Annotated in this window: 15 protein-coding genes; 11 read left to right on the top strand and 4 right to left on the bottom strand. The window is 60.1% G+C overall.

Annotated elements, in window-relative coordinates; translation table 11 throughout:
• Positions 1-30: 30 nt before the first annotated feature.
• The 5 genes from ACP7B3_RS27660 to pbpG all read left to right on the top strand — a co-directional run bounded on the left by ACP7B3_RS27660 (position 31) and on the right by pbpG (position 3,878).
• Positions 31-885 (top strand): DNA adenine methylase, encoded by an 855-nt coding sequence (locus tag ACP7B3_RS27660; protein ID WP_145163794.1) that lies wholly within the window; start codon positions 31-33, stop codon positions 883-885.
• Between the two features lie 330 nt (positions 886-1,215).
• The gene (locus tag ACP7B3_RS27655; RefSeq protein ID WP_145163792.1) at positions 1,216-1,437 is read left to right on the top strand and encodes a hypothetical protein; all 222 of its coding nucleotides are present in this window, start codon (positions 1,216-1,218) and stop codon (positions 1,435-1,437) included.
• A 2-nt stretch (positions 1,438-1,439) separates the two neighbouring features.
• Entirely contained in the window at positions 1,440-1,784 is a 345-nt protein-coding gene (locus ACP7B3_RS27650) for a hypothetical protein (protein ID WP_256676495.1), read from the top strand.
• Positions 1,685-2,821, top strand: coding sequence for a tyrosine-type recombinase/integrase (locus ACP7B3_RS27645; RefSeq protein ID WP_256676501.1), 1,137 nt, complete (start codon positions 1,685-1,687; stop codon positions 2,819-2,821). The genes ACP7B3_RS27650 and ACP7B3_RS27645 overlap by 100 nt, the downstream gene beginning before the upstream one ends.
• A gap of 133 nt (positions 2,822-2,954) precedes the next feature.
• Complete coding sequence (pbpG, locus tag ACP7B3_RS27640) at positions 2,955-3,878, top strand: D-alanyl-D-alanine endopeptidase (protein WP_145163788.1); 924 nt, start codon at positions 2,955-2,957, stop codon at positions 3,876-3,878.
• 138 nt (positions 3,879-4,016) lie between these two features.
• Here the strand turns inward: pbpG and ACP7B3_RS27635 are convergent, their stop codons facing one another.
• Positions 4,017-4,679, bottom strand: coding sequence for a peptidase C39 family protein (locus tag ACP7B3_RS27635; RefSeq protein ID WP_145163786.1), 663 nt, complete (start codon positions 4,677-4,679; stop codon positions 4,017-4,019).
• A gap of 211 nt (positions 4,680-4,890) precedes the next feature.
• Here ACP7B3_RS27635 and ACP7B3_RS27630 point away from each other — a divergent pair, with 211 nt between their 5' ends.
• Entirely contained in the window at positions 4,891-5,052 is a 162-nt protein-coding gene (locus ACP7B3_RS27630) for a hypothetical protein (protein ID WP_178119724.1), read from the top strand.
• On the opposite strand, the gene ACP7B3_RS27625 is transcribed toward ACP7B3_RS27630, so the two are convergent.
• The gene (locus ACP7B3_RS27625; RefSeq protein ID WP_106578850.1) at positions 5,049-5,459 is read right to left on the bottom strand and encodes a hypothetical protein; all 411 of its coding nucleotides are present in this window, start codon (positions 5,457-5,459) and stop codon (positions 5,049-5,051) included. The genes ACP7B3_RS27630 and ACP7B3_RS27625 overlap by 4 nt on opposite strands.
• 226 nt (positions 5,460-5,685) lie before the next feature.
• Here ACP7B3_RS27625 and ACP7B3_RS27620 point away from each other — a divergent pair, with 226 nt between their 5' ends.
• From ACP7B3_RS27620 to ACP7B3_RS27605, 4 genes are all read left to right on the top strand, one after another.
• Positions 5,686-8,907, top strand: a complete 3,222-nt coding sequence (locus ACP7B3_RS27620) for an efflux RND transporter permease subunit (RefSeq protein ID WP_426182418.1) — start codon at positions 5,686-5,688, stop codon at positions 8,905-8,907.
• Entirely contained in the window at positions 8,897-10,063 is a 1,167-nt protein-coding gene (locus tag ACP7B3_RS27615) for an efflux RND transporter periplasmic adaptor subunit (protein ID WP_426182415.1), read from the top strand. Before ACP7B3_RS27620 ends, ACP7B3_RS27615 begins: the two co-directional genes overlap by 11 nt.
• Entirely contained in the window at positions 10,047-11,477 is a 1,431-nt protein-coding gene (locus tag ACP7B3_RS27610) for an efflux transporter outer membrane subunit (RefSeq protein ID WP_426182412.1), read from the top strand. The genes ACP7B3_RS27615 and ACP7B3_RS27610 overlap by 17 nt, the downstream gene beginning before the upstream one ends.
• A gap of 413 nt (positions 11,478-11,890) precedes the next feature.
• Positions 11,891-12,349, top strand: a complete 459-nt coding sequence (locus tag ACP7B3_RS27605) for an REP-associated tyrosine transposase (protein ID WP_426182409.1) — start codon at positions 11,891-11,893, stop codon at positions 12,347-12,349.
• A 78-nt stretch (positions 12,350-12,427) separates the two neighbouring features.
• Here ACP7B3_RS27605 and ACP7B3_RS27600 read toward each other — a convergent pair whose 3' ends face one another.
• Both ACP7B3_RS27600 and ACP7B3_RS27595 read right to left on the bottom strand, forming a co-directional pair.
• Complete coding sequence (locus ACP7B3_RS27600) at positions 12,428-13,711, bottom strand: Zn-dependent hydrolase (protein WP_426182406.1); 1,284 nt, start codon at positions 13,709-13,711, stop codon at positions 12,428-12,430.
• A gap of 180 nt (positions 13,712-13,891) precedes the next feature.
• Positions 13,892-15,379, bottom strand: a complete 1,488-nt coding sequence (locus tag ACP7B3_RS27595; RefSeq protein ID WP_426182403.1) for an NCS1 family nucleobase:cation symporter-1 — start codon at positions 15,377-15,379, stop codon at positions 13,892-13,894.
• Positions 15,380-15,968: 589 nt separating this feature from the next.
• Between ACP7B3_RS27595 and hydA the strand changes: the two genes are divergently transcribed.
• Positions 15,969-17,408 (top strand): dihydropyrimidinase, encoded by a 1,440-nt coding sequence (hydA, locus tag ACP7B3_RS27590; protein ID WP_426182400.1) that lies wholly within the window; start codon positions 15,969-15,971, stop codon positions 17,406-17,408.
• Positions 17,409-17,533: the final 125 nt, after the last annotated feature.

Here is a 17,533-nt window from a genome sequence, read left to right as displayed (position 1 = left end):
GAGCGGCGGGCGCACGCCTGGAAAATAATTATGACCATCACCGCCCCGGTCATCCGGTACCACGGCGCCAAGTTCCGGCTTGCGCCGTGGGTATTGCTACACTTCCCACCGCACACATGCTACGTAGAGTCATTCGGCGGCGCCGCAGGCGTGCTGATGCAAAAGCCTCGGTCATATGCCGAGGTCTACAACGACCTCGATGGCGATATCGTTAATCTGTTCAGGGTTTTGCAAGATCAGGAGTCGCGATCGGGACTTATCGAGCGCCTGGTATTCACGCCCTACTCCCGCGAAGAGTTCGAACTTTCCTGGGAGCCGAGCGCCGAGCCGATCGAGCGTGCAAGGCGGACCATCATCAGGGCGCAAATGGGGTTCGGCTCCGCCGGTGCGACTAAGGGCGTGACCGGCTTCCGCATCGACACCAAACGCAAATACGGCACAGCCCAGTCACTCTGGGCCTCCTATCCGGAGCAACTTGCCGAGGTTGGCCAGAGGCTCAGCGGCGTGCTAATCGAAAACCGCCCCGCGATAGAGGTGATCAAGGCGCACGACGGCCCGCAGACATTGCATTACGTCGACCCTCCCTACGTGCATGACACCAGGTACAAAGGCGCGTCGAGCGGACGGTATTACAAACACGAGATGGATGATGCCGCACACCGCGAGCTACTCGGGGTTTTGCTCGAGCTAGAAGGAATGGTCGTGCTGTCGGGATACCCGAGTGACCTGTACGCGGAGCTTCTACCCGGCTGGGCCAGCTACAGCACATCCGCCCGCATCAGCGCCGGGCGCGGCACAGCCAACCGAACCGAATGCATCTGGTTGAACCCTGCCTGTGTCGATCGTGTAAGCCAGATCGGCCTGGACCTCTGCGAAAGAGCATAACCCTAACCCACCTTCTGCCGCCCAGCGCGGCCTTACCGTCTAACCCCTAACGAACGCACAAACTAGCAGAGAGCAACCAAGCCCGGTCATGGCAGGCACTGTGAAAACCGAACCGCACGCCAGGCTAGCGACGCCTCCCAAAAACCATGGCCCCACAAAAACATTCGAAAAATTCATCACCGCACTCCATAGCGAGCTACGAAGCTTACTAAATGCTCGGATCATTAGTATGAAATTTACCTTGCTATCGGCTCCCGCACAGATCCGGTGAACACCATCGGCTTAGTCATGACTACTTAACGCTGCCGCCGAGCGCGGCAAGGACACCCCATGTACGCAATAAAACTCACCCTGCTGATGCTGGGCGTTCTGCTCTACGTGTCAGCCACGGCCTGCTGGTTCTTTTGGATCGGCCCCTGCCTGCTCATGGATGGCGAGACGGCAGACATCCTCGCTGCCTTTGCAGGCACGTGCATCTGGCTGCTGATCACTTTCGGCATGGTCATCCACATCATAAAGACAGCTCGGCCCACGGCGGCCGGCGGGAGGTAGCTATGCCTGAGCCACAAGAAAGACCAGAAGCGTTTCAGCTCGACAAAGTGCCCGAGGCGCGTATGGCCGAAATCATTGGCACTACCAAGCGCGCCCTGGAAGGCAAGCGGGATCGCGGCGTCATCCCTGAGGGTGTGTGGAACAAGATAGATGGTCGGATTTTTTATAGCTTAAGGAGATATGAAGCATGGCTAGAAAGCCAATGGGCCTGCCCACAGGAGTTGAATTCGCTGGCCAGTCCGTTCGCATTCGGTTCACCTGGCGCGGCGAGCGACGCTGCGAGACTCTCGCACACCCACAAACACCAAAAGGGATTAAAGCGGCAGCCGATCTACGCGATCAAGTAATAAGCCTGGCAAAGCATGGGGTTCTGGATGATCAGCGCTACGCTGAACTTTTCCCGAACTCTAGTTACATGCCAATTTCACTGACAATGACGTTCGGCGAGTACGCTCAGGCTTGGATCAACAGCCTAGAGATCGTGCCCGGCACGCGCAGAAACTATCGTGCAACGATCAACACCTACTGGATGCCGTGGCTCGGTCAGCTCCCGATCACGGCAATCACCACCATGGTGCTGCGCAGGATCATCAGCGAAACCGTATGGGAAACCCAATCGATTAAACGTGAATCCATAGCCCGGGTCACCTCGCTGCTCAAGGCCGCGGTGCAAGATGAGTTAATCGACCGCAACCCGGCGACACCGATCAAGCTGCCGAAGAAGGCAAAAAAGCAGGTGGACCCGTTTTCTGGTGTTGAGGCGACTGCAATCATTGACTGGATGTATGCGAACTTCAGTAAGCCTGGCGCGCGGATATTCGCGGCCTACTTTGAGTTCGCTTTTTTCAGCGGGATGAGGACAGGAGAGATAGCGGCTTTGCGCTGGGGCGAGGTCGACATGGATACGCGCACCGCGCACGTATGCCGCATCGTTGTGGACGGGGAAGTAGAAGAGCGTACTAAGACGAAGTACGCTAGAACGGTAATGCTCAACAGTCGTGCTCTGAATGCCTTGCGGCAGGCCAGGCAAATCGCCGACGACCGCTTGCTACAGCGGAGGAGGATCAAAACAGAGTCGCCGTATGTTTTCCCGCCTTCGGGCAGTTCGGATTTTATCGGTCGACCCTCCCAGACCGGAGAGCAGTTCGCCAAGGCACTGGCTGCTCTGGAAATACGGCCTCGGCCCCAGTACAACTGCCGCCATACCTATGCCACTATGTGTTTGATGGCTGGAATGAACTCTGCCTTCATCGCGGGACAGCTTGGGCACAGCATCCAAGTGCTGTTGACGACCTATGCAAAGTGGCTTTCGTCAACCACGGACTGGTCAGAAGTCGGAAAGCTTGAGCAGGCAATGATTGGTACAAAATCGGTACAACCCTAACCAATCATCGGCTTACCGCCTTTATTTAAAGGCTCTCTATCGCTTTCTGATCCATACTCCTAAAATGTAACGGCATTTGTCATATAACCCGTTCCTGAACGGTATTTCCTTACTTTTTAGCGAGTTCACCCGCGTGAAAATTCGTCTCTCTATCGTCAGCCTATTTTTTGCATTTACAGGCACCTTCGCGCACGCAGCCGAAACCACCTTGGCCCCGCGCGACACCTCCAAACTGCAGATCGCTTCCGGCAGCGCCATGCTGGTTGACCTGCAGACCAACAAAGTCATCTATTCCAGCAACCCCGACGTGGTCGTGCCCATCGCCTCCGTCAGCAAACTGATGACCGGCCTGATCGTGCTTGAAGCCAAGCAGAACATGGACGAGTACATCGACATCAACATCAAAGACACGCCAGAAATGAAAGGCGTGTTCTCGCGCGTGAAAATCGGCAGCGAAATGCCGCGCAAGGAAATGCTGCTGATTGCCCTGATGTCTTCGGAAAACCGCGCTGCCGCCAGCCTGGCCCACCACTACCCAGGCGGCTACCCAGCCTTTATTGCCGCAATGAACGCCAAGGCCAAGGCCCTGGGCATGACCAGCACGCACTATGTCGAACCCACCGGGCTGTCGATTCACAACGTCTCCACCGCGCGCGACTTGAGCAAGCTGCTGGCCTATGCGCGCAAGTTTCCGATGCTGAGTCAGTTGAGCACCACCAAGGAAAAGACCGTGTCGTTTCGCAAACCCAACTACACCCTGGGTTTCTCCAACACTGACCACCTGATCAACCGCGCCAACTGGGACATCAAATTGACCAAGACCGGTTTCACCAATCAGGCTGGCCACTGCCTGGTGCTGGTCACCAGCATGAGTAACCGCCCAGTGTCGCTGGTGATTCTGGATGCGTTCGGCAAGTTCACGCACTTTGCCGATGCCGGGCGCATTCGCAACTGGGTCGAGACTGGCAAGAGCGGTTCGGTGCCGGACGTAGCGCTGCGCTACAAGGCCGACAAGAACCTGAAGAACCGCCCGAACGCCGCAGAAGTGCGTCGCTAAGCACCACAATTCCAATGTGGGAGCGGGCTTGCTCGCGAAGGCGGTGGGTCAGTCATGAATGTATCGACTGACACTCGGCTTTCGCGAGCAAGCCCGCTCCCACATGGGGTTCAGCGTATTTTCAGACGTTGTGCAGTTTTACTTTCTTTGCGCCAACACCTTGAGCGCCTGCGCCGCCGCCTGCTCCTGGCCGGCTTGGGCGGTCGCGTTCGCCGCCGCCCGCCAGCGCTGCTCATCCACATTCGCCGGCAGCTGGCTCGGACGCTGAGTCAGGATGGCCCAGTTGCCTGCGCTCTTCCACGCTGACTCAAAGTCGCTGAAGCTCATCACCAAACGCCGGTCCATGCCCGAGCGCAACAGCACCGTGCTCTTCTGTTGGTTGAACCCCACCACCACGACATAGCGTGTGCCGGACCAAAAGCTCGGGTTGATCCGCGCCATCACCGGGTAACCCGCCGCCACCTGCGCCAGCACGGCCGTCAGCTGGTTGTCCAGCGGATACACCATCAGCCCGTATTCACGCGCCAGCACCTGCATGTTGCGCTCCAGGTCCGCCTCGCCGCCTGGCAAGTGCAGGGGCTTATCCAGCAAGCCGGGTGTCATGACAATGCCTTGTTGCGACAGCATGCTGGCTAAAGCCGAGGGGCCACTCAGGTAAGCCTCGCTGCGAAAGGTCGGCACGCCGTTGAGTTCGACACGCTCCGGCAGGCCCGCCAACCTCGACGGGTGCCCGGAACAGGCCGCGAGCCCCAGGGCGCAGGCCAGCAGCAAGGATGTTTTAACGTTCGACCGTAACCGCAATTTTTTACTCTCTTGATCAACTGCCGGTAAGGGCACTGATCATAGGATGCTCCGCAAGGCGGGTATAGCCCGAGGCGTCAGTAAAATGCACTGGATAGAGCAAACAAGTTGGATGGACTCGACCATTGGTCAATAGCAGGCAACCGTCAGGTAGCTAGACTGTCCATTGAGAAGACTGTGTGGGCCCCCTGCGGGGCGAAAGGAGGCCCGAATGAGCCTTGCAACAACGATTTTCCTGTTGATCTGCGGTTGGCTGGCGGTAGCCAGCGCCATGTTGTGGGGGGTCATGCGCGTGACTCGCCGGCATCATCACCCCCACGTCAAACCTGCTGCACCGGCCAAACACCCCAAGGCCGCGGTGCATCACGCCTAGCCGGGCATGCAATTGAAGTCTTGAGTCGCTGCCACTTCCTTGCCGTGCCCGTCCTTGAGGACGGCACGCACGGTGGTGCCCAGGCTCGATTCAGTCAGGGTGTAGTGCTCACCCGCCTGAAAATGCTTGTACTCGACCCGGCCCTGGCAATCCTGCTGATTGTCATCGCCTGCCTCCTCCTCGAATAAGGTCACATCCAGGCGATGGTCACCCGGTGTCACCTCAAAAAAGCGCCCGTCGTCCACACGCTTGCCGTCGACACGCTCGGCCATCAGGTCATTCGGCGCCTCTTCTTTCAAACCAATCCAGGCTTCGCTCGGGTCAGCCTTGGGAATCGGGCCGGCGCAGGCCGACAACAACAAAACAGCACCAAGGGCTGGGATCAACAACAATGGTTTAAGTGACATGGCAGGGCTCCAAAGGACATCAGAAAAAAACGTTGGACGGCGTCAAAATGTGTCGCGTCCGATGGGAGACAAGCTTGGAGAGCTGCCCTTTGTAGAACAAATGAATACATATGAAACGATCTTCAGCCGTTAACTAAATGTTCCTTCACCTGGCTGAAAGGTGCGTGTTAGGTGGGTCGGGCAAGACTGCCGGGGTTTGCAATTCTGCTCCCTCGGAGGTTCACGCATGCTCGGGCTGGTAAAGACCGCACTGCAAAAGCCGTACACGTTTATCGTGTTGGCCATATTCATCTGTATCGTCGGGCCGATGGCGGCCCTGAAAACCCCTACGGATGTTTTCCCCGATATCGGCATCCCCGTCGTCGCGGTGGTCTGGCAGTACAACGGCCTGTCGCCGGACGCCATGGCCGGTCGGGTGATCTACACCTACGAACGCTCCCTGAGCACCACCGTCAACGACATCGAACACATCGAATCGCAATCGCTGCCCGGCATGGGCATCGTCAAGATCTTCTTCCAGCCTGGGGTGGACATCCGCACCGCCAACGCGCAAGTGACCGCGGTGTCACAAACCGTGCTCAAGCAGATGCCACCGGGCATCACGCCACCGCTGATTCTCAACTACAGCGCCTCCACGGTGCCGATCCTGCAAATGGCGTTCTCCAGCCCCAGCCTTTCGGAAGCCAAGATCCGTGACCTGGTGCAGAACAACATTCGCCTGCCGCTGAGCGCCCTGCCCGGCCTGGCCATGCCCACGCCAATGGGCGGCAAGCAGCGCCAGATCACCCTCGACCTCGACCCGCAAGCCCTGGCGGCCAAAGGCCTGTCGGCGCAGGACGTGGGCAACGCCCTGGCGCTGCAGAACCAGATCATCCCGGTGGGCACCGCCAAACTCGGGCCCAACGAATACACGATCCTGCTCAACAACAGCCCCAAGGCGATTGATGAACTCAACGACTTGCCGATCAAGACGGTCGATGGCGCACTGATCACCATCGGCCAAGTGGCGCACGTGCGTGACGGTTCGCCGCCGCAGACCAACATCGTGCGCGTCGACGGCCACCGCGCGGTGCTGATGCCGGCGTTGAAAAACGGCAGCATCTCGACCTTGTCGATCATCGACGGCATCCGCCAGATGTTGCCGCGCATCAACGAAACCCTGCCGCCGTCGCTGAAGACCTCGCTGCTGGGCGACGCCTCGGTGTTCGTCAAGCAATCGGTGGGCAGCGTGGCCCAGGAAGGCATCATCGCCGCACTGCTGACCAGTGCGATGATCCTGCTGTTCCTCGGCAGCTGGCGTTCGACGCTGATCATCGCTGCGTCGATTCCCTTGGCCGTGCTGTCGGCGATCGCGCTGCTGGCGGTCACCGGGCAAACCCTCAACGTCATGACCCTGGGCGGGCTGGCGTTGGCGGTGGGGATTCTGGTGGACGACGCCACGGTCACCATCGAAAACATCAACTGGCACCTGGAGCAAGGCAAGGCGGTGAAGACCGCGATCCTCGACGGCGCCGCACAAATCGTCGGCCCGGCGTTCGTCTCGCTGCTGTGTATCTGCATCGTGTTCGTGCCGATGTTCCTGCTGCAAGGCATCGCCGGCTACCTGTTCCGGCCAATGGCGCTGGCGGTGATTTTCGCCATGGCCAGCTCGTTCATCCTTTCGCGCACCCTGGTGCCGACCCTGGCGATGTTCCTGCTCAAGCCGCACACACCGGAACAAGGCGCAGGGCATCACCCCGAAGATGCATTCATCAACCACCACGAAGGCGATCAGCACAAGAAACCACGCAACGCCGTGCTGCAATCGGTGCTTAATTTTCAGCAAGGCTTCGAGCGCCACTTCTCGAATATCCGCGACACTTACCACGGCTTGCTGATTCTCGCGCTGGGCAACCGCAAGCGCTTTATCGTCGGCTTCCTGGCCTGCGTGCTTGCCTCGTTCCTGCTGCTGCCCAGCCTGGGCCAGGACTTCTTCCCGGCCACCGACGCCGGCGCCCTCGCCCTTCACGTGCGTTTGCCGCTGGGCACGCGGATTGAAGAAAGCGCGGCGGCGTTCGACCGGATTGAAGCGCGGATTCGCGAAGTGATACCCGCCGAAGAACTCGACACCATCGTCGACAACATCGGCATTCCGCTCAGCGGCATCGACATGGCCTACAGCAGCAGCGGCACCATCGGCCCGCAGGATGGCGACATCCAGGTCACGCTGAAAAAAGACCACGCGCCCACCGCCGACTACGTGAAAAAACTGCGTGAAGCCTTGCCGGAAAGCTTCCCCGGCAGCCACTTCGCGTTCCTGCCGGCGGACATCAGCAGCCAGATCCTCAACTTCGGCGCACCGGCCCCGCTGGACGTGAAAATCTCCGGGCGCAGCGATGAAGAAAACCGCACCTACGCGGTGGAACTCGAACGTCGGCTGTCGCACATTCCGGGCATCGCCGACCTGCGCATCCAGCAGTCCACCGGCTACCCATCGCTGCAAGTCAATGTTGATCGCATGCGCGCCAATGGCCTGGGCATCACCGAGCGTGACGTGACCAACAGCATGGTCGCCTCCCTCGCCGGCAGCTCGCAAACCGCGCCGACCTTCTGGCTCAACCCGGCCAACGGCGTGTCGTACTCCATCGTGGCGGCAACGCCGCAATACCGCCTCGACAGCCTGCCGTCACTGGAAGCCTTGCCGGTCACCGGGGCCGATGGCCAGTCACAAATTCTCGGCGGCGTAGCCACCATCGAACGCGTGCAAAGCCCGGCAGTGGTGACCCACTACAACATCGAACCCACCCTGGACCTGTATGCCAACGTGCAAGGCCGCGACCTCGGCGGCGTGGCGCGCGACGTGCAAAAAGTGCTGGATGACACTGCCTCCATGCGCCCCAAAGGCGCAGTGATCAGCCTGCATGGGCAGATCGATGCGCTGCACGAGGCCTTCAGTGGTTTGAGCTTCGGCCTGCTTGGCGCCGTGGTGCTGATCTACTTGCTGATCGTGGTCAACTTTCAGTCGTGGGCCGACCCGTTCGTGATCATTACCGCCTTGCCGGCCGCGCTGGCGGGCATCGTGTGGATGCTGTTCCTCAGCGGCACTTCGCTGTCGGTGCCGGCGTTGACCGGGGCCATCCTGTGCATGGGCGTGGCCACCGCCAACTCGATCCTGGTGGTGAGCTTCTGCCGTGAACGCCTGGCCGAACATGGCGATGCGTTGAAGGCCGCGATGGAGGCCGGTTACACGCGCTTTCGGCCAGTGTGCATGACGGCTCTGGCGATGATCATCGGCATGTTGCCGCTGGCGTTGTCCGAAGAGCAGAACTCGCCCCTTGGCCGGGCGGTGATTGGCGGCTTGATCTTCGCCACCGTCGCCACCCTGTTGTTTGTACCCGTGGTCTTCAGCCTGGTCCACGGTCGTCACCCTACTCGCGCTGCTGCTGGAGAAACTTCACATGTCGTCTGATCACAAACCCTCGCGCAAGCGTCTGATGCTCATGGGTGTCGGCGGCCTGACACTGGCCGCCCTGTTGGTCGCCAACGGCCTGCACGCCCGCACGATGCACGAACAGTCGGTGAGTGCCTGGACCGAAACCGCCGCCATCCCGCAAGTGATGGTGTTCCAGCCCAAACAAAACGTGGCCGGCGACACCTTGCGCCTGCCCGCGCACCTTGAGGCGTGGAGCAAGGCGCCGATCCATGCACGCGTCAGCGGCTACTTGAAGGACTGGAAAGCCGACATCGGCACCCAGGTCAAAGCCGGGCAAGTGCTCGCCGAAATCGACAGCCCCGACCTCGATCAGCAAATGGCGCAGGCCCACGCGCGGCTGGTGCAGGAGCAAGCCAACGCACGCCTGGCCGAAACCACCGCCACGCGCTGGCAGAACCTGTTGGCCAGCCATTCGGTGTCGCGTCAGGAGGCCGATGAAAAAACCTCCAACGCTGCCGCCGCCAAAGCCAATGCCGAGGCGGCCGCCGCCGACTACGCACGCCTGTCGGCACTGGAAAGCTACAAGACCATCCGCGCGCCATTCGCCGGCACCATCACCGCGCGCAATACCGATATTGGCCAATTGATCAAGGCTGATACCGACAGCGACCCGGAGCTGTTCAACATTGCCGATACCCATCAACTCAGACTCTACGTGCCCGTGCCGCAGAACTATGCAGCCGTGATCCATCCAGGGTTAGAAGCCGAGCTGACGGTGCCCGAGCATCCCGGCGAGCACTTCAAGGCGCGCCTGATCGGCGACTCCACGGCCATCGACCGCCGCTCCGGCACCCTGCTTGCGCAGTTCGTCGCCGACAACCCCAACGGCGAATTGCTGCCCGGTGATTACGCCGAAGCCACGCTGCCCATTCCGGCGGATACCCACGGCGTGAGCATCCCGGCCAGCGCACTGATCTTCCGCGCCCAAGGTACCCAGGTTGCGGTGCTGGACGCGCAAAATCACGTGCACCTGCAAGGCATCCACATCGGCCTCGACCTCGGCGAACGGCTGGTGATCGACCAAGGTTTGAAACCCGCCGACCGCGTGGTCGACAACCCGCCCGATGCCCTGCGCGAAGGCGACCCCGTGCAACTGGCCGACGCCGGAGGTGCGCATGCGCCCAAGGCTTAAACCCCTGGCGGCGTTGATGCTGCTGCTGTTGCAGGGCTGCTCGATGGCGCCCACCTACAAGGTGCCGTCGGTGGACCTGCCGGCCGGCTATCGCGAACAGACCAGCGATGGCCCGTGGCACAGCGCGCAACCGTCCGACCAACTGGCGCCCGAGTGGTGGAAGCTCTACAACGATCCGCGCCTGACCGACCTGCAACAGCAACTGCTCAAGGCCAACCCGGATCTGGCGGCGGCATTGGCGCATTTCGATGCGTCCCAGGCGTATGCCAGCCAGTTGCACGCCGGGTTGTTCCCGCAAATTATTGCCAGTGCGCAGCCGCTGCGCCAGCGGCAATCGGACACACGACCACTGCGCGGGGATACGCAGCCGTCGGTGTACAACAGCAATACGGCGGGCTTCTCGCTGAGCTACGACCTGGACCTGTGGGGCAAGATTCGCAACCAGGTCGCGGCTGGCGATGCCCAGGCGCAAGCATCCGGCGATGATTTGGCGGTGGCGCGCCTGAGCCTGCAGCACCAGTTGGCGACGCTGTATGTGCAGCTCAACGGGCTGGATGCGCAGAGCCGGATTCTGAACAGCTCACTGGACGATTTCAGCCAGGCGTTGCAACTCACGCGCAGCCGTTACGAAGGCCAGATTGCCTCGGAGCTGGACCTCACCCGTGCGCAAAACCAACTGGCCGAAGCCAAGGCGCAACTGGACGAAGTGCGCGGGCAACGCAACCTGACCGAACACGCGATTGGCGAATTGGTGGGCGTGGCGGCCAGTAACTTCAGCTTGCCGCCCAGCCAGCAATTGATTGCGCTGCCAGGGATTCCATCGCAGTTGCCCAGCCACCTGTTGCAACGGCGCCCAGACATCGCGGCGGCGGAACGCCGAGTGTTTGCTGCCAATGCCAACATCGGCGTGGCGAAAGCCGCGTGGTACCCGGACTTCAGCTTGACCGGGTTGATTGGCGGGCAAACTCAGGGGGTTGGCAACCTGCTGTCCGCCGGTAACCGCTACTGGGCGCTGGGGCCGTTGGTGAACTTGCCGATCTTTGATGGCGGACGCTTGAGTGCCAATGAACGTCAGGCCAAAGCCGAGTTTGAAGAGGCGTCGGCGCAGTACCGCAGCCACGTGCTCAAAGCCGTGCGCGAGGTGGAAGACAACCTGGCGCAGCTAAGGGATTTGCAGCAGGAAGCGCAGGACGAACAAGCGGCGGCGGATGCGGCGCAGCACACGCAATCTCTGGCGATGAACAGCTATCAGGCCGGTGCCGTGAGTTACCTGGATGTGGTGACGGCGCAGACAGCGGCGTTGCAGGCACAGAGGACGTTGCAGGCGGTGCAGACGCGGCAGTTGCAGGCGAGTGTGGGGTTGGTGACGGCGCTCGGCGGTGGATGGCAACCGGGCGCCTCAGATCGCTCGTAGGTTCAGCTCGGTTCCAATGTGAGAGGGGGCTTGCCCCTCTCACAGGGGTTCTGCGCCAGACACACAATGTATGAACACCTCAGATCCAATGTGGGAGGGGGCTTGCCCCCGATGGCGGTGTGCCATAAGGCTTATTTGTAACTGATACACCGCTATCGGGGGCAAGCCCCCTCCCACAGGGGTTCTGCGTCAGATACACGATGTATTAACACCTCAGATCCAATTTGGGTGGGGGCTTGCCACTCCCACAGGGGTCTGCGCCAGACACAAAATGTATGAACACCTCAGATCCAATGTGGGAGGGGGCTTGCCCCCGATGGCGGCCCTCCAGACACATCCTGCCAAAAGCCTGTCGATCACTCCTGGATTACCCGATCTAGCCTCTCAACACCCATCCAGAGAGAGGCCAAGGAATGCCTGACTTACCCGCTTCACACCGCCTGCGCATTGGACGCTTCAGCGAACCCAGCCGCATCTACCTCATCACCACCAACACTCACGAACGTCTTCCCATCTTTAGCAACTTCCACCTGGGTCGCCTGGTGGTTTGGCAATTTCGGCTGGCCCAATACCGAGGGCTCGCCAACTCCCTGGCGTGGGTGATCATGCCGGACCATTTCCACTGGATTATCGAACTGCAAAAAGGCTCGCTGGCAGACTTGATGCGGCATGTGAAATCCAAGAGCACGCGGTCGGTCAATGGCGCAAGTGGGCGCAAGGGAAGGCTCTGGCAGGAAAGTTTCCATGACCGCGCGCTGCGCAGGGAGGATGACGTGGTGAAGATGGCCAGGTATGTGGTGGCCAATCCACTGCGGGCCGGGTTGGTGAAGCGGATTGGCGACTACCCGTTATGGGACGCAATTTGGGTCTAATGCCCAGCAAACCCGTTCAAACAGCACAGCTCAAATGTGGGAAGGGGATTGCCCCCTCCCACATTTTTCAACCGCCTGTCAGGCAGCGAGTTTGCCGCTGGCGATCGCTGCCGAAGCGGCCACCATCGCCCTCAACAACACCGCACACCCCGCCGCCAAGTCATCCGGTGCGGCGTTCTCGATTTCGTTGTGGCTGATGCCGCCTTCGCACGGCACAAAGATCATCCCGGCCGGGCCGAGTTCGGCGACGAAGATCGCGTCGTGCCCTGCCCCGCTGACGATGTCCATGTTCGACAGCCCCAGCCCATTCGCCGCATCCCGCACAGCGTCCACGCAGCCTTTATCGAAATACAACGGCGGGAAATCGGCGGTGGGTTCCAGCTCAAACGTCAGCCCATGCTTGACACAGGTTTCGTCGATCACCTTGCGCACCTGGGCAATCATCGAATCCAGGCGTGCCGGCTCCAGGTGACGGAAGTCCAGGGTCATGCGCACTTCACCGGGGATGACGTTGCGCGATCCAGGATAAGCCTGCAGGCACCCGACAGTGCCACACGCATGCGGCTGATGCCCCAGCGCCGCCGCATTCACCGCCGCCACCACGGCTGCCGCGCCCACCAACGCATCTTTGCGCAAGTGCATCGGCGTCGGCCCCGCATGCGCCTCAACACCGCGCAGTTTCAGGTCGAACCACTTTTGCCCCAGAGCCCCCAACACCACGCCGATGGTTTTCTTTTCATCCTCAAGAATCGGCCCTTGTTCAATATGCGCCTCGAAGTAAGCCCCGACCTTATGCCCACTGACCGGCCGCGTGCCCGCATAGCCAATTGCATTGAGCGCATCCCCCACACTCACGCCCTCCACATCCACCTTGGCCAAGGTGTCGGCCAGGGTAAATTTCTCGGCAAACACGCCAGAGCCCATCATGCACGGCGGAAAGCGTGAGCCTTCTTCGTTGGTCCACACCACCACTTCCAGCGGTGCTTCGGTTTCGATCTTGAGGTCATTGAGGGTGCGCAGCACTTCCACGCCCGCCAACACGCCGAAGCAACCGTCGAACTTGCCACCCGTGGGCTGGGTGTCGATATGGCTGCCCGTCATCACTGGCGGCAAGTCGGGATTGCGACCCGGGCGACGGGCGAAGATGTTGCCGATGCCGTCGATGGTCACGGTGCAACCGGCTTCCTCGCACCACTGCACAAACAGGTCACGGGCTTTGCGATCGAGGTCGGTGAGGGCCAGTCGGCACACGCCGCCTTTGGGTGTAGCGCCGAATTTGGCCAGGTCCATCAGCGACTGCCACAAGCGATCGCGGTTGATGTGCTGATGGGTGGATTGCAGAACGTCGATGGCAGCGTTCATAGGGGTCTCCTCAGGCTACATTTCTTATGAATTGACGCGATTCCAACGGTTGGAAATGGGGTCTGAAAATGTGGGAGCGGGCTTGCTCGCGAAGGGGCCGTGTCAGTCGCTGCAAATGTCGGCTGGAAGACCGCATTCGCGGGCAAGCCCGCTCCCACATTTGGATTGCATTTCAAACTTTTATAGGGGTGTTTTTACTGCGAGCGGCAAGGCTCTGCGCTTGGCATTCAACCCGTAATACAGAACGCCGCCCAACGCCGATCCGGTAAACCAGCCATAACTGTAGAACCAGCTGAACGCATCGCTGCCCAGCGACAGCAGGGTCAGCACCACCGGCACGCCGAAGGCGATAAAACCGCTCCAGTTCCACGCCGGGTACACGTCGTCACGGTACAGACCGGCCAGGTCGAGCTGCTGTTTGCGGGTGATGAAGTAGTCCACCACCATGATCCCGGCAATCGGCCCCAGCAGGCTTGAATAGCCCAGCAACCAGTTCGAATACACGGTTTCCAGGCTCACGTCCGAGACGATCAGCCCGAGTTTTTTCAGCAGTTCGTGGGCCATCAACGCAAGCCCCACCAGGCCAGTGAGGATCACCGCAGTGGTGCGGTTGATCAGCTTGGGCGCGATGTTCTGGAAGTCGTTGGTCGGTGAGACGATGTTCGCCGCGGTGTTGGTGGACAAGGTGGCGATGATGATCAGCAGCATGGCGATGGCCACCCACACCGGGCTCTGGATGTGCCCGATCAAGGTCACCGGGTCGGAGACGCTGACACCCACCAGTTTCACTGACGCGGCGGTCATGATCACGCCAAGGGCCGCGAACAGGAACATGGTCAGCGGCAGGCCAAAAATCTGCCCGAGAATCTGGTCCTTCTGACTTTTGGCGTAGCGGCTGAAGTCAGGAATATTCAGCGACAACGTCGCCCAGAAGCCCACCATCGCCGTGAGCCCCGCCATGAAGTAACCGGTCAGGCTCGCGCCTTCGGGGCGCTTGGGTGGAATCGCCATCAGCTCGCTGAGTGACACATTCGGCATCGCCCACACCAGCAGGCCGATCCCCACCGCCACCAGCAACGGCGCAGACAGGGTTTCGAGGCGTTTGATCGACTCGGCGCCGCGCAGCACCACCCACAGGTTCAGGCACCAGAAAATCATGAAGCCGATGACCTCACCCGTACCGCCAAGGGATTTCCAGCCCTCGAAAATCGAGCCCAGAAACAGGTGAATCGCCAGCCCGCCGAACATCGTCTGGATACCAAACCAGCCGCACGCCACCAGCGCGCGAATCAGGCACGGCACGTTGGAGCCGAGGATGCCAAACGACGAACGCAACAGGACGGGAAACGGAATGCCGTACTTGGTGCCGGGAAACGCGTTAAGGGTCAGCGGGATCAGCACCACGATATTGGCCAGCAAAATCGCCATCAGCGCCTCGCCCACCGACAAGCCAAAGTAGGCGGTGAGCACCCCGCCGAGCGTGTAAGTGGGCACGCAGATCGACATGCCGACCCACAGCGCGGTGATGTGCCACTTGTTCCAGGTGCGTTCGTGCACCTTGGTCGGTGCCATGTCGTGGTTGTAGCGGGGGCTGTCGAGGACGTCGGCGCCGGCGTCGAGTTCGTACAGGCCGTTGCGTTCAATGACTTGCGATCTGTTCTGTTGCATGGCCGCTCCACGGTTTTTTCGAATTATTGTTGCTCATCCAACGCTGAGCGCAGGGTGGCCGGAGTACCTCGTAAACAACATGACATCACGGGTCCGGCCAGCCGCCACTGCACTCAATAACCGTGCCGACCTGCCACCTTGAACCCGCACCGCTTATATAACGTGCTGATGTTAATCAGCTTTCCGATTGCGCCTTCGGAACGTGCCGCATCACTCAGGCTAAATAATGCGAAGTTGCCGAACTGTCAGGACTCAATCTGGTGCAACACAATTATTTTTATTTCCTGTCGCCGTCAAGGGGCATGTCTCAAGCGTCTGATTTGCAATAAGAAATGTTTCTCACATTGAGAACCTGTCAAGTGCGTCAAAATGGTGAACGGTCGCCACATTTTGGTGAATTTATATTTTTATCTTTATAAATCAATTAGTTAAACTCTATATAAGCTTATAAAAAATCTTCTTGCTCATTCGAAAAACTCGGGCTAGTTTCTATTCCTGTCACCGATGACAGGATTTAATTGATCATCGGCAAGCAGCATTACAACACTTAGAAATGGCACAAGCCGGTCAAGCCTGTGAGGAACTCGACATGTCGCTGTTGATCCGTGGCGCCACCGTTATTACCCATGATGAAAGTTACCGCGCCGATGTGTTTTGCGCAGGCGGTCTAATTCGCGCTATTGGCACGGATCTGGATACTCCCGCCGGCACTGAAATACTCGATGGCAGTGGCCAATACTTGATGCCCGGCGGCATCGATCCGCATACGCACATGCAATTGCCCTTCATGGGCACTGTGGCCAGTGAAGACTTTTTCAGTGGCACCGCGGCAGGTCTGGCGGGCGGTACCACCTCGATCATCGACTTTGTGATTCCCAACCCGCAGCAATCCTTGATGGAAGCTTTCCACCAGTGGCGCGGCTGGGCGCAAAAGTCTGCCTCCGACTACGGCTTTCACGTGGCGATCACTTGGTGGAGCGAGCAGGTGCGCGAGGAAATGGCCGAGCTGGTCAGCCACCATGGCATCAACAGCTTCAAGCATTTCATGGCCTACAAGAACGCGATCATGGCGGCTGATGACACCCTGGTCGCCAGCTTTGAGCGCTGCCTGGAACTCGGCGCAGTGCCGACGGTGCACGCAGAAAACGGTGAGCTGGTGTATCACCTGCAACGCAAGCTGATGGCCCAGGGCATCACCGGGCCGGAAGCGCACCCGCTGTCGCGCCCGTCCCAGGTCGAAGGCGAGGCCGCCAGCCGTGCGATTCGTATCGCCGAAACCATCGGCACGCCGCTGTACCTGGTGCACGTATCGACCAAGGAGGCGCTGGATGAAATCACCTACGCCCGTGGCAAGGGCCAGGCGGTGTACGGCGAAGTGCTCGCCGGCCACCTGCTGCTCGACGACAGCGTTTACCAACACCCTGACTGGCAGACCGCCGCCGGCTACGTGATGAGCCCGCCCTTCCGCCCGCGCGGGCATCAGGAGGCGCTGTGGCACGGCCTGCAATCGGGCAACCTGCACACCACCGCCACCGACCATTGCTGCTTCTGCGCCGAGCAAAAAGCCGCCGGCCGTGACGATTTCAGCAAAATCCCCAACGGCACTGCCGGTATCGAAGACCGCATGGCGTTGCTGTGGCACGAAGGGGTCAACACCGGGCGTCTGTCGATGCAGGAGTTTGTTGCGCTGACCTCCACCAACACCGCGAAGATCTTCAATCTTTACCCACGCAAAGGTGCGATTCGCGTGGGTGCCGATGCTGACTTGGTGCTGTGGGACCCCGAGGGCACACGGACGATTTCGGCCAAGACCCACCATCAGAAAGTCGACTTCAACATCTTCGAAGGCAAGACCGTACGCGGCGTGCCGAGCCACACCATCAGCCAGGGCAAGCTGGTCTGGGCCGATGGCGACCTGCGCGCCGAACGCGGCGCCGGGCGGTATGTAGAACGCCCGGCGTATCCGTCGGTGTTTGAGCAGTTGAGCAAGCGGGCGGAGCATTCCAGGCCTGTAGCTGTGAAACGCTGATACCGCCAATCGCGGGCAAGCCCGCTTCCACATTTGATCGGGTTCACACAATTCAACTGTGGGAGCTGGCTTGCCTGCGATGAGGCCAGTCCAAGCGACAAAAAAATCAATGCCCGCCAGAGGCA

This window comes from Pseudomonas sp. TWRC1-2 (genome assembly GCF_049896685.1).
GTDB lineage: Bacteria > Pseudomonadota > Gammaproteobacteria > Pseudomonadales > Pseudomonadaceae > Aquipseudomonas.
This window is presented reverse-complemented; position numbering and strand designations above follow the sequence as displayed.